The organism is Paenibacillus sp. FSL K6-1558, from assembly GCF_038002565.1.
Lineage (GTDB): Bacteria > Bacillota > Bacilli > Paenibacillales > Paenibacillaceae > Paenibacillus > Paenibacillus polysaccharolyticus.
Window position 1 is genome coordinate 1,630,672 of sequence record NZ_JBBOCV010000001.1, and the last position, 13,726, is coordinate 1,644,397.

Below are 13,726 nucleotides of genomic sequence, written 5' to 3' on the forward strand. Positions count from 1 at the left end.
TTGACCCTCATCAATAATTTGAAAAGGTCTTTCTAAGGAATAGTACACTTTGGAAATTTCCTCAATGGGCAAGAGTGAAATCTCTTCCAACTTAACTGTTGGATTACTAACTATTCGATTTAACATACATACAAATTGACGTGAGAATTCTTCGATAAAGTCTTTATCGAAGATTCCAGAATTATAGCTAAAAGTAAACTCCAAATTATTTTCCATCGGGGTCACTGTTAGAGTCATATCATATGGTGTTGTCTCATGCACTTCATAATTTATGACTGAAATATTATAATTCTTTTCCAGTCTTGCAATATCCATTGGATAGTTTTCAATCACAACCAGTGTATCGAATAGACGGTCTATCTTCCCTAAACCTGCATATTCATGTATTTTAGTTAGCGGCGTATGCTCAAACTCAACGATCTCATGAAACCGGGTACCACATTGCTTGATTACTTCTTCTATGGTCTTTTGGTCATCAAAATTAAATCTAAATGGAATTGTATTAATGAACAGTCCCATTGCTTCTTCAATTTTTTCTAGTGCTATACTCCTACCTGACACAGCAATACCGAATAATACATCTTCACTCTGACTATAGTTTTGCAACAATATCCCCCATGCCGTGTAAACTGCCATGGCCAACGTGGATTTATGGGTATTAATTGCATTCACTAGTAGCTTTGTATCACTTTCTCCGACGAGGAGTTTATGACTTAAAAATGAAGTGGAACTTGAATTATACTTTTTAAATAAAGATGATTTTGTATACCCACTTAAGAAACGTTCCCAGTATTTCTTCTCAGCCTCTGTGTTTGTATTTCTTAAAAAATTTATAAATTGGCTATATTTAATGACTTCATGATTACTTTTGATATCTTTGGAAAAAATTAAGTTTTGATAGCTTTTTAACCAACGTTCCATAAAAATCATATTAGACCATCCATCCATCAACATGTGATGAAATGCAATGATGATATGCCATTCACTCTTCTGGACTTTTAATAACCCTACATGAAAGGGATGATTCTGCAGATCAATTTTACTACGTAACAACTCTAGCTGGTCAGATATATCATATGTTTGTTCGCTTTTAGATTTGCTTGAAACTAAGTCAACAAAATGAAAAGGTACTTTATGTTCCTTTAAAATAATTCGAACAGGCCTTTCGATGTTTTCCCACCGGAAAATAGTCCGTAATGTTTCGTTGTTACATGTTGTATTATCTAGCGCTTGCTTCAATAATTCCTCATTTAAGTTTGCTTGAATGTGATAATGGTAGACCACATGATGTTGCTCTTGGTTAATCATATGTTCAAAGAGCATCCCCTCCTGCAAAGGAGACAAATCAGTGACGGCTTCTACATTTTGCTTAGCAATTGTCATATTCATGTCGATGTACCTGAGTTGACCCTCACCCTAGGCTGAATTAGCCTTGAATCGGCACTATTTCTACTATCTCTAGATTTGCGGATATCCCGAGTTATATTAATACGTTTTAGCCAGCGGTCTTTCCCCTCATATTTGGCTGTGAATGGCTTTCTGCCATGAACAGCACGGAAATTATCAACAAAAAGGACTTCTCCTGGCTGTAGCGAAATATCGATAATAGCTTTGTCTATTTGACTTACAATATGTTCTAAGGCTTTTTTGGCTTCATCATCCTCTTCATCTACTACCCCCATAAAGAAAGGATCAAGTCGTATATATGGCGATTCATAATCACCAAATAGCACAGACAAATTTTTCTTTTGGGAATATACGGACTCTAACTGTTCAAATATCTCTAAATTACTATGTCCAGTATTATTTTTACTGAGGTGTGACTCGTCAGGTAAAATATAAAACCTAGGTTCAAACAAAATATCTTTATATCGTGTATCTAAATGAACCATGTCTATGGAAGCATATGTTGTAGCAATTGCATCAGGGTTACGCAGACAGAGCAATCCCAGATAGTCAGCTCGATAATCATGGAAAGCTTCCTCGGTGTGCCACCAAAGCAGGCTGTTACTTCCCGAACCCAGTTGTTCGTTCTCATCTCCTTTAACAGGGAGTATGTTGTGAATATAGAACCCCTTCTGCTGAGTGCTCCAACCAAAGAGGTCGCCTAAAAGTGAACCGCATAATGAAAAAAAGATCTCTTCTTTTTTAGTAAGTATCGAGTCGGGTCTTTCCATCCAATGAGTAGGAGTAAAGCCAATACCATCTTCATCTACTGGAAAACCTGAAATGACTAAGTGAGCTTTGTCTTCTAAATACTTGAACTCGACCAATTTTCTCTTTAAGCTGCTAGGCAAGCCATGTCCTAAAAAAGAAGCATCAATTAAGTAGCGATCTGTTTCTAAATCATAGTTAGACGATATACTCCCAATCAATTCCATAATTTCTTTTACCTCGTCATGTGACAAAACATATTTGTTGACCATAACAGATCTCCTTTCTCATGTTTTATTTGTTTATCTGCTGTTTCCATGTGGCTGAGCCATCGCGACCACGATTTTCCTATTTCCTTTATATGTATTTCTGCCATGGGCCATTAACATATTATCCAGCATTAAGACATCCCCCTCTTCCCAAGGAAACGCTTTGCTTAACTCTTTATACCGATCTTGTATTTCATCAATTATAGAGTCAGGTATGATACTACCGTCACCGAAGTAAGTATTTCGCGGAAGATTTTCGTACCCTCTTTCCTCGATAAGCCATTCTCTTGCTTCTATAGGAAGGCTAGAGACATGAAACAAATTTGCTTGATTAAACCAAACTGTTTCCTTGGTAACAGGATGGACAGCCACTGCTTCTCTTATGGTTCGTGTACGCAAATGATCCTTCGAAATCCATTCATATTCGATTTCATTGTTTGTACAATATCTCTCAACCTGCTTGGGGTCTTCTGTTTGAAAAACATTTTGCCACGACAGATCGAGGACACCGTCATAATTTCTTACATACATCACCTTTTTATCAATAAATTCTTTCTTTAATGTTGAATCTAGTGTTCGAAACATTTCTCTACTGTCAGCAATCGGGGTTTCACCACCCTGCTCAGCGTTTAGTTGACATGAAAACCATATTTTCATAGGCCAAACTTTGGAATAAGAGCTTTCATTGTGCATAGGAATACATTGGTCTTTTGGGTATTCAGTTGAAGTATAAATATTGTCTTGAACTTCCGTTCTTGGAGTTGATCTTTCACTGTACTTAAGCAATTCTGAACTAAATATGCTCGTGACTTTTCCAAACTCAGCTATACTTGATTTATCGTATCCCCGAAGCAAAATGCTACCTTTCTTTAATAATAATTCTTCAAGCTTTAATTTATTTGTTGATAGCCATTGATTCAGTTTGATCCCGTTTTCTATGGGGCTAAAAGTACATATAGATTCAGCTATTTCGCTTGTAATTGAGTCTTTTATTTTAATCATTTGTAAATTCCTCCTAGTATTTTTCGTCATATCCTAGATTTCATATGCTTTTCTGAGGGAAAGAGTATGGAAAACGAAAGATAAATCATTAAAACGCTTAGAGCAACAACCAATGCGATGGCTCCAATAGTCAAACTTGATGGTGCCCAGACCCACAGAAATGTCCATGAATAGCCTTGATAGATTTTTGGTAAGAAATAAGTCGCAAATACAATCAACGCAAAACTAGTTATAATTAGTAATAGTTTAATCCAACCCGCAGGCGAAGGAACTTGGAACACTCTTTGTTTCTGATTGTACATTCTAACTAAAAGAAAACTTACAATAACTACAGAGCACGTGCTAATTAAAATAATCCCTTGCATTATCTTGTGTAATATCGTGAACATACCAGTTCTTGACGGTTCAGGGCTGTTTCCTAATAACAACTGTTCGATACCCATTGCCATAGAAAAAGCTGCTTCCGTATTCATATTTGCCATTACCGTAACCCCTAATTTCTTACCCTTGTTAATCAATACGTAGGATGAAAAACCGGGATTTGCTCCAGAATGTTCAAGTTGCTCACCTTCAAAACTGTAAACTTCCCATCCACTTGCATAATAAGGATCACCTTTGAATTGTACAATTGATTTATCCGGAATATGAGATTGCTCAATAATTCCCTTAAATTCAGAAATTGATATCAGATCAAGTTGAATTTTCATCCATCGGATCATATCCTCAGCATTAGAAACAATATATCCAGCCGGTGTGTTCCCGCGATATGTTGGTCCGTTATATAAGATTGTGCCGAAGAGCCCTAGTTTATGACCTGGAGATTGATTTTCTGCTTTTGGAATCTTGGCTAACGGAAAGGTGTTGTACAAACCTAAAGGTTTGAATACATTTTCAATCATATAGTCTTCATAACTCATTCCTGAAACCTCTTGAACAATCAATCCGATGATATCGTAATTTAATGTTGCATACTCATAGTTTTCTCCCGGATTGTGGACTAATTCTATCGGAATCACACTCCTTACCGTCTCTTTTAAAGCATCCGGACCAGTGCTAACAGGGATTTGAGTAATTGAATTGTTAGCTATTCCACTTGAATGATAGAGCAGCTGCTGGATTTTGATATCTTTTTCCACAGCTTGCAAGTGGGCTTGGAACCACGGCAGATACGATTTAATGTTTTCATTTAAGTTAAGCTTTCCTTGTTTAGCTAATTGCAACAATGCAATGCCAGTAAAGGCTTTAGAATTGGAACCCAATTCAAAAAATGTCTGTTTATCAATTGGAAGGTCTTGGTTACCATTGTCTCTAACTCCATATCCTCTGCTGTATTCAAATTGATCGTGAACAACTGCTATTGATATTCCTGGAATATTTGATTCTTTCAATTCTTCTGTAATATAAGAATTGATTGCATCTTCGAGATTTCTTGGACTGGAACTAGCAAACCCTACACTATTTAAGAGAAAAAAGAACACTAGTGTTAACATCCAACTTTTAGATCGACTTTTCATAATAAACCTCTCTCATAAAATTAGGAGAATAATATATCCATATCTTCTTGATTCAACTTATGTTCTGTGAGATCTACAATATCTTCACTACTTGCTGTTACACCAATTTGGGAAATTTCGGTTAACTTACAATTAAAAACTCTAAAAAATTGATCTATTGTCTCCTTGGAAAAAAGTTCTCGATTATATGTTAGATTTACAACAAACCGCCTTTTTTCTATATAAATGTTTATGTCCATTAGACAATTCAAGTCGTTGGAGGGACAGACGTCAGGACTATAGTTCATATTTGAGATTGAAAAGAACGTGTTTTCTAATCCATTATCCATTTCCCCCAAATAATTCAGCCTGATTAACTTATTTTCATCCACTCCACTCAAATTTTGTAAATAATATTGCATACCATATCCTATACCATTGAGAGGAATTGTTCTTAATTGTTTAGATACTGAAACAACCTGTTCTTCCAGAACATCTGATTCAATTGAGAAACTTGCTGGATAAATACTCGTGAACCAGCCAACAGTATGAGAAATATCAAATGTCTCGTCGAACTGTTCTCTACCATGCCCTTCTAACAATAACGATACATATTTTTCTTGCGACATCTCTACAAGCGTCAATACAATCGCTGCTACAACAAGCTCCTTTGACTCTGTCTTCATACCCTCGTTAACCTTCGTTAGAATACGTCCCGTTACATCTGCCTCAATTATTTGTTGTTCAAGCACTAAAGATGAAGGGGTTAAAGTATTATATTTCTTTTGTTCGCTTATCTTTACATAGTGGATTTCTGATACTACATTTGCCCAGTACTTTTTATCTGCATGTAAAGAGGCACTTTGAGCATATTTTAACAATTCAGTTATCCATAGTTTATAAGAACTACTTTTTGAAGCTTCGTGAATTTGATGTTGAATTATACCGCTAAGGAACAGATTTAAATCCTCTAAAATAATCCTCCAAGAAACACCATCCATAATTAAATGGTGAGCAATCAAGGAAATCAGCGCGCCATCAGAAGTATCATAATATATTGGATAAAATAGCGATGTTCCGCTCATGGAAATATTCTTTTTTACTTGCTTGTCAACTTGATAGATTTCCTCAGCGATTTCGCTCATGTTCTTTTCTCTCAAATCAACATACTTGATCGTAGAACGTACTGATTTGTCTTGATACTTTAATAACAATCTTTTTTCATCAAAAGTAATTCTTAAAGAGTCATGAGAATCTATTAAATAAGACATTGCAAGACATAACTGTTCATAAGTAATTTCCCGTTTAAGTTTTAAATGAACTGATTGCAAATAATGATTTTTATTTTTCAAATTCCTTTTCAAAAACCAGTTAATGATTGGAGAGTTTGGTATATAGCCTTCGGAAAAAATAGGATCTTCGATTCTTGTCGTAGGTTGATTCTTTGTAACCATGCCAGAAAACTCTCTAATAATAGGAAAAAGCAGTATATCCCTTGCTTTAAGTTCTATTCCCTGCAATTTTAATATTGAGGAAATCTGTATTGCTTTAATTGAATCTCCACCTATAAAAAAGAAATTGTCATTTAAAGAAATTTCCTCTACTCTGAGCACTTCTTTTACAGCCAAAAGAACTTCGTTCACTGTAAATGAGTTAAAGTTTTCTTCTTCCGGTATCAGAAACACAGGTTCCGGCAATTTTAAGCGGTCTATTTTCCCATTCAAAGTAACTGGAAATTGGTCTAAAATTTCAAAATGAGAAGGAACCATATAATTTGGCAACAGGAGTGAAAGGGATTTCTTCATTTGCATTACAGAAATCTCCTCCGATAGTTCCACGTAAGCAATTAACATATCCATCCCATTAGGAGCTGAGTATTTTACAACTACAGAGTCTCGCACTCCAGCGAGCTTGCAAAGTACATTTTCAATTTCTAAAGTTTCAATTCGATATCCATTGATCTTGATCTGGTCGTCAGCTCTGCCTACATAAAACATGTTTCCTTTTTCATCGAGATATGCTATGTCTCCCGTTTTATACATAAGACTATCATGTATGAAGGGATTTTCCACAAACTTCTCCTGAGTCATATCTCTACGATTAAGATATCCTCTGGCCACTCCAGCACCAGATATATACAGCTCTCCTTTGGACATAAATGGAACTGTATGTAAATTCTCATCTAAAACATAGACTTTCATATTTTGTATAGGTCTACCTATACTTACAGAACCAGAGGGATGATTAACTTCGTCTTCCTTATACAAATGAATCATGCATCCTACCACTGTTTCGGTAGGTCCATATTCATTGAATATCTGAATCATTCCCTTATAGTGTTCCAATGCATCCTGTGCAAGCTGAGCCTTTAAATCTTCTCCGCCAACAATCAAAGTATTCACGGAGCTGTTTGAGATCTTATTTTCAATCATCAACTTTAGATGTGACGGAGTTAGTTTAATTACTGTTGAATAGTTCTCAGTGAGAATTTTATCGAGCACGAATTCATCAGATGACTCAGGGTATATCATAGCCTTGCTTCCACAAACCAAAGGTGTAAATATGGATGTCAGGGTTAGATCAAATGAGAAGGACGAATATACCGGGAAGACCTCACGACCTTTTACATAAGTTGAACATGCCCAAGAAATATAATTTAGTAATCCGCCATGTTCAATCATGACTCCTTTGGGAGATCCCGTTGAGCCTGATGTATAAATAATATAAGCAAGTTGACTTTTTTCTGGTAAGCATTCTAAATTTTCAATGTCTTTAGTAAAGAAATCTTCTGAACTAATTTTAATAATTTCAATTTCATTCTCATAAATCGAAATATTGTCTAAATTAGTAATAATAGCGTTAACATTACTATCTTTAATCATGAACTTTATTCTTTCCGAGGGTAGCCCTGGATCTATTGGCAAAAAGGCCGCTCCAGCTTTTAGCACCGCCCACATGGCCATAATGGCTTCTAGAGAATGAACAGCATTTATAGCTATAATATCCTCTGGCCCTAATCCTTTACGTTGCAATAAACGGGCCAAGGCATTCGATCTTTGATTCAGCTCATCATATGTCCAAAACTCTCCATCCTTTTCCAAAGCAATTTGGTCAGGCTCAAGTGCTGCTTGTCTATAAAATAATTCTACTATACTGCTGCTTTTTTCAGTTACATCTTCTGTTCTATTCCATTCGTACAGTATTTTATCTTCATATTTCGGTTCTACTAATCTGACATCCTTGACGATTTTATCTGGCTCAAGTGTAATTTGATCTATCAAGTAATTGAACGTTTGCTCTAACTGTTGTATTTGAAAAGCAGTATAATCTCTAATTTTATATTCAAAATCAAGTCGAATGCTTCCATCCTCGTACCAATCTTTAACAAAAACTTGCAATGAATAAATTTGGTGCCCTGAGAAAAAATCCAAAGTTTCTATATCTATATCATGGCAACGCTCGGGGAGTGCAGCGTTACTATAATTGATGCAGTATTGAAATAGTTGGTCTAATCCCTGCTTCTTTAACATGATATCATCGACCAAAGTATCATAAGGATACTTTTGATGTGAATAATATTGTGATAGTTCTTTATTAACTTGAAGCATAAATTCCATGTTCGTTAACTCTTGACTCACATTTATTTTAAGAGGCATCGTGCTTGTAAACATACCAAAAGTAGCTTTTTCTTTATGTCCAAAGCGATTGAAAATGGGTGTTCCTACTACTATCTCATCACTTTTATTCATTTTTGATAAATATATGAACATAACCGATGTAAAAAAAGCAGCAATTGTAATTGAATACTCCTGTGTGTAGTTTCTTATACGTTGAGAACGTTCTGGAATTATTATGGATGTCAGCCTCTTTGCTTCAGTCCTGTCACTGCTTTTAGAATATGTAATATGTGACAAATCTGAAAAACGCTCTAACCAAAATTCTTTATCTTTAAGAAACCTTGATGAGTTCTCATATTTTCTTTCTTTATCTAAGTAATACGAATAATCCAATTGCTCATATTTGATTTCTTTCCCAAAAATCTTACTCTGATACGTTTCAACGACCTTCTCAGCAACTAGCTTGATGGACCAACCGTCGCATATTATATGATGTGCCTTAAAATAACAACCCATTTGGCCATTTCGATCAATAAACACCATAAAATCAAAAAGGGGATGTTCTAACATTTCAAAAGGCTTGTTAAAATGGTTTCTGAACCACTCTCTAGATTCAATATCCATTTTCATAAAATCCAAAAGAGGTACCTTATGCTCAGACTCATCAACATATTGAAATATCTCCCCAGAGTGTTCTTTCAAACGAATTCGCATATTGGCATTATTAAAAATGATTTGCTCAATACTTTCCTCAAGTAAAACAAGATCCATAACTTGAGTAAAATAAAAAGCGCCACCTATGTTATACAAGGAACTTTTAGGATAAAGATTTTCAATAACCCATACTCTTTTCTGTGGATGAGATAAGGGAAGTAACAACAAGACCACTCCTTATGTATGTTCATAATATAAGCACCAACCATGCTTTTTGTTCTCTAGCAGGGCTAGATGATATGGAAAATAGTTCTTTACCAGGAAATAACACAATAAAACCTCTGTAAAAATATTATAATCCAATTTTTTTTAGATAAAATATTTATTTTCGTTTTATGTAAAATTGGATACAGACTTTAAAATATGGTATTTTAAATCATGGTTAATTAATAATATAATTTTCTTAATCTATTAAAAAATTTATATTGTATAAATTACAATAAAAGGAGGCTATTCATATGGAACATATTACACTTTCTTCTTATGGCATTGAATATATCCTGCCTGGAGTCGATTTCTCATTATCTACAACTAACCAAAGTATACTTCTTATCACCACTTCTCAAACAACTATTCTTTCTAAAAATGGGATCGAAAGGGAATTAAGTGGTGGATGCATCCTCATTGATCAAAACTTCACTCTAAAGAATACCAATAACTCTCCTGTTGAAATTCATAAAATTTCCTTTAGTCATTCCATTCCTTTAACGGAAGATTCACCATTAATTATTCATTTACCCTCAAAAATACAGATTGTTTTAAAGAGAATATTCACGGATTTGAGCCACTCCCAAGTCATTAAACATCTGTTCAACGAAATTGAAAAAGAGATTGAATACCTATTGATATCAAAACTTCAAAACCCACATACTTGTCATTTTGAGACTCCTGCAACACAACAAGAATCTCAAAAAAAAATTGACAAAAGACTAATTGTGGTTCATCGGTATATCCGTAAGCACTTTGCAGAACCGTTAACCCTTCAAATACTAGCGGATTTAATCGAATGTAATCCAGTATACTTAAGCAATAGTTTTTCAAAAATATTTGACGTATCCCCAATGAAGTATCTGCAACAAGTACGGATGCAAAGAGCTTGTACACTATTAAAAGAATCATCAATGAATATAAAAGAACTTACGACTGTTATCGGGTACATATCCAATTCCCAGTTCTCAAGTATATTTAAAAAATACTTTTCATGTACTCCAGCAGAATACCGTAGAAATGCTCATACTAAACTTTACGAAACGGAGCCTGTAACTAGATGAGTACGTATTCAGAAAAGGAAATTGTTAGTTTAATCGGAAGTTTTTTAGAGTTGATTGCAGTTAATGAGATTAGACCCACCGATGAATTAAGTAAACACGGGGTTGATTCTGTTAAAATAATAAGATTGGTAGTTAAGCTAGAGGAGCATTTCGACATCAGCTTTGAAGACGATGATTTAATGATGGAAAACTTTAAAACCGTATTAGATATCGTAAAAATGATTAAGCCTAAACTATTGAATAAATAGTTTTACCGTGGTTTAGAATACAAAGAAATTAGCTCAAAAATAAATGGTTTATATTTCTAAACCTTTGTCCACATGTGTATAAAACACCTTTCAAGTTCTAATAACCAGTTGTCGGAAATGAACCGGCGACTGGTTATTTAGTTTTGTTTGAATGCGAATTGAGTTATAGTAACTCATGTAGTCTCGAACGACTTGTACTACGATAGCCGTCATTATAATGGTTAACGGTTCGAGATAGAATGTTTCAGACTTTAGCGTGGAATGAAACGATTCAATGGGGGCATTATCAGCGGGCGTACCCTTGCGGGACGTGCTAATGCCTCTTCCCTTTACAGCTTCTTGATATGCTTGTGAAGTATACACACTGCCCTGGTCGCTATGAAGCACTGTGCCTAGTAAATTCGGTAACTGGCTGAGAATGTCCAGCATAAATGCAGTATCTTGCTTGTCAGCTATACTGTAGGTCACAATCTCGCCGTTAAACAAGTCCAAAATACTCGATAGGTATAACATTTTTCTACCAAAAGAAAAATACGTGATATCGGTTACAAGTTATTGCATGGGAGTCTCGGCTTTGAATTGACGCTTTAACACGTGTTCTGCGATGTAGGCCGGTTGCCCCGTAGGTCTACGTTTCTTCATTCTGACAAGGCACTGTAACCCTTCCCGCTGCACACGTTTGTGATTCATCTGATGCTCTCTCCGAAGCAATGCCGTGATACAGAGTTCTCGAATGATTTTTACGATGATGTGATCTTTGCAATGATTCCCATAGGCTGCTTCCAGCGACAGTAGGTGGCACGAGAAAATCCAATCCATGCACATCCTGGCTCACACTGACCTCTCCACGGATGGACTCGATCCATTCGACGATGTTTTGAGGAGACACCCCTTTCCAAAACCTTGTGCTTTTTTAGTACGTCAATTTGTTGCTTCAAAAAACGATTCTCTGCCTTAACTGTCTCTAGTTCCGACGCATATTCGCCCCTTTAACATAGCGATACTGTTTCACGTTACCAAGAAGCTGAGTCGTCTTTCTTTTGAAAACATAAAAAAGAAACCCCTTATGTATCAAGGAGTTTCCTTTTCTGTAAGATGCCGAGGACCGGGATCGAACCGGTACGGTAGTCACCTACCGCAGGATTTTAAGACATATGCTTCGATTGATATAGAATGGAACGGAAGGAAAAAATGCAGTCATATCAAGGATTCTTGTCATTAGCTTATTGGACTAATTTGGACTGATTTCTACAGTTTGACCTACAGTCTGTCCCCAATTTGTCCCCAGCTCGCCCCCCAGTTTACTCAAGCAAAATTGAGTTTTCTACTGATGCCAAAATAATCTGATGGCTTTTCTAACCCTTGTGCAGAAGTTAAAATCTGCGCAAGGGTTTTTCTTGTTGATCATCATTTTAATATTCAGTCCAATAACTCAGATCATTTGGTCGGGCTGACGTAGGTTGAGGGATTTGGGGCTGATCAGATTCCCACTCCCCCCTCCAAAATTACAATTGTATTGGTATCCGTTTTGTTTTACCATGTAATGTAATTCGCTGCAACCAGACCGTTAAGCGCAGACATAATGTCTGCTTTTCCCCTTCCAGTCTTTATGATCAGCTCATGAATCGTGGGAAACCTTCGCCGTATTCCTTTATAGTTATATAAAATTCTCAGCACTTTCCGCTCATAATCATTTAGTACCTGTCCTGCCCCCTATGCTGTCGTCTGATGACACGCCATTCAAACTCGATTCACGGAAAGTAAGTGGTTGGCCAGACAGACAGTTGTCTGCCTTAATCAGTCCGGATCGTATACTTAAAACATACTCGCACTATAGTATATGCGAATATACGTTCGCTATTCAACAGGAAAAATACCCAGCCAAGTGACTGGGCAATATCTACTTTTTTATAATTTGTCATTAAACTAACGGCCAGGTTAAGTATGAAGAAAAGTGAGCATGCCTGTGCTCTAGTTTTTTTCAACTTTTTTCGAATGATATAAAGCTAAAAATTTCAGCCCATCCTTACTAGTTCTGAACTGATCGTATTTGATACCTGGGGCCTTATAAGCTTCCATTAGACCATACCGCATTAACTTTGGAGCTAGATGGTAGAAAAGGAATAACTTATCGCTCGTTGTTCCTACGCTGTTGGATACGCCCGTAGATAACAAATTTTCAAATGTTATGAACAAACTCAATAAATTCAGCTCTTCGCGACCAATTATTTTAGACAGTTCACTATTTAATTTAACATTTTCCCTTATTAAAAGTTCTCTAAGTTCTGTATATGATAAACCACTAAAATTTTCATCAATTTTAATCTTATCTTTGAGTTTTTGAAGCTCATATTTTAGTTTATCGTTCTCTTTCCTTAGTTCCATATTTTCCTCAGCGTATTTAACAACACTAGAAACATCCTTACCCGATACCCAACCCGATAGGTCCTCCCGTCTTTCAATTTCTCTTAATGATTTGAAGATACTAAGCTCAATATCTTTGCTGTCATTTATAACGTTAACTAATCTTGATGAGAGTAAACTATCCCTGAAGTCTTTATACTTTTGAGGATGAGTATGCTCCTGAACATCCTTAAACCCTATCTCTTCAATTTTTGATTGTAAGGATTTGTCGCTTAATACAACTGCAAACCGTGGCTTTCCTATCTCACCTGCATAATCATATTCCCAATGTGTATAGCTCTTCGACTCATCAGGCAGCAGAGATCCATACCTGCCGCCAAGAATTAACATATAAGCATCTGATTCTTCGATCCATCTTTTAATTATATCTTGTTGGGACTCATCTCCTGCTGTAAATAACTCCATGCCAGCAGGTATATGCCCTGCATTTAATATCGCTTTGACAGCTGTCTGCCTCTCTGATATTAGATCTGTAAAAGTTGATGACACAAAAATTTGAAGTTTCTTCTCCATAATTTCTCCTTATTGAGTTAA

At 35.9% G+C, this 13,726-nt stretch carries 9 protein-coding genes and 1 pseudogene; 2 read left to right on the plus strand and 8 right to left on the minus strand.

What is annotated here, in order from left to right; genetic code table 11:
• Window positions 1-69: 69 nt before the first annotated feature.
• The 5 genes and pseudogenes from MHI38_RS28735 to MHI38_RS06915 all read right to left on the minus strand — a co-directional run.
• Window positions 70-1,389 (minus strand): annotated as a pseudogene (locus MHI38_RS28735) (condensation domain-containing protein); the annotation flags it as partial.
• A complete protein-coding gene (gene gntD, locus MHI38_RS06900) occupies window positions 1,386-2,426 on the minus strand; it encodes a guanitoxin biosynthesis L-enduracididine beta-hydroxylase GntD (protein WP_154888191.1) in 1,041 nt (346 codons plus the stop codon). The gene gntD and the pseudogene MHI38_RS28735, both read right to left, overlap by 4 nt.
• 30 nt (window positions 2,427-2,456) lie before the next feature.
• On the minus strand, window positions 2,457-3,425 hold the full coding sequence (locus MHI38_RS06905; RefSeq protein ID WP_186809614.1) for a TauD/TfdA family dioxygenase: 969 nt from the start codon (window positions 3,423-3,425) through the stop codon (window positions 2,457-2,459).
• Window positions 3,426-3,451: 26 nt separating this feature from the next.
• Entirely contained in the window at window positions 3,452-4,915 is a 1,464-nt protein-coding gene (locus MHI38_RS06910; RefSeq protein ID WP_253492694.1) for a serine hydrolase domain-containing protein, read from the minus strand.
• Window positions 4,916-4,959: 44 nt separating this feature from the next.
• Window positions 4,960-9,414 carry a non-ribosomal peptide synthetase gene (locus MHI38_RS06915; protein WP_186809613.1) on the minus strand — a complete coding sequence of 1,485 codons (4,455 nt, stop codon included), beginning with the start codon at window positions 9,412-9,414 and terminating at the stop codon, window positions 4,960-4,962.
• 293 nt (window positions 9,415-9,707) lie between these two features.
• Here MHI38_RS06915 and MHI38_RS06920 point away from each other — a divergent pair, with 293 nt between their 5' ends.
• Window positions 9,708-10,520 carry a helix-turn-helix transcriptional regulator gene (locus MHI38_RS06920; RefSeq protein ID WP_154888183.1) on the plus strand — a complete coding sequence of 271 codons (813 nt, stop codon included), beginning with the start codon at window positions 9,708-9,710 and terminating at the stop codon, window positions 10,518-10,520.
• A complete protein-coding gene (locus MHI38_RS06925) occupies window positions 10,517-10,768 on the plus strand; it encodes an acyl carrier protein (protein WP_154888180.1) in 252 nt (83 codons plus the stop codon). The genes MHI38_RS06920 and MHI38_RS06925 overlap by 4 nt, the downstream gene beginning before the upstream one ends.
• Before the next feature lie 90 nt (window positions 10,769-10,858).
• On the opposite strand, the gene MHI38_RS06930 is transcribed toward MHI38_RS06925, so the two are convergent.
• From MHI38_RS06930 to MHI38_RS06940, 3 genes are all read right to left on the minus strand, one after another.
• Entirely contained in the window at window positions 10,859-11,308 is a 450-nt protein-coding gene (locus MHI38_RS06930; protein WP_261769249.1) for a DDE-type integrase/transposase/recombinase, read from the minus strand.
• Window positions 11,309-11,320: 12 nt separating this feature from the next.
• Entirely contained in the window at window positions 11,321-11,458 is a 138-nt protein-coding gene (locus tag MHI38_RS06935) for a hypothetical protein (RefSeq protein WP_341181067.1), read from the minus strand.
• A 1,281-nt stretch (window positions 11,459-12,739) separates the two neighbouring features.
• On the minus strand, window positions 12,740-13,705 hold the full coding sequence (locus tag MHI38_RS06940) for a DUF4062 domain-containing protein (protein ID WP_341181068.1): 966 nt from the start codon (window positions 13,703-13,705) through the stop codon (window positions 12,740-12,742).
• Window positions 13,706-13,726: the final 21 nt, after the last annotated feature.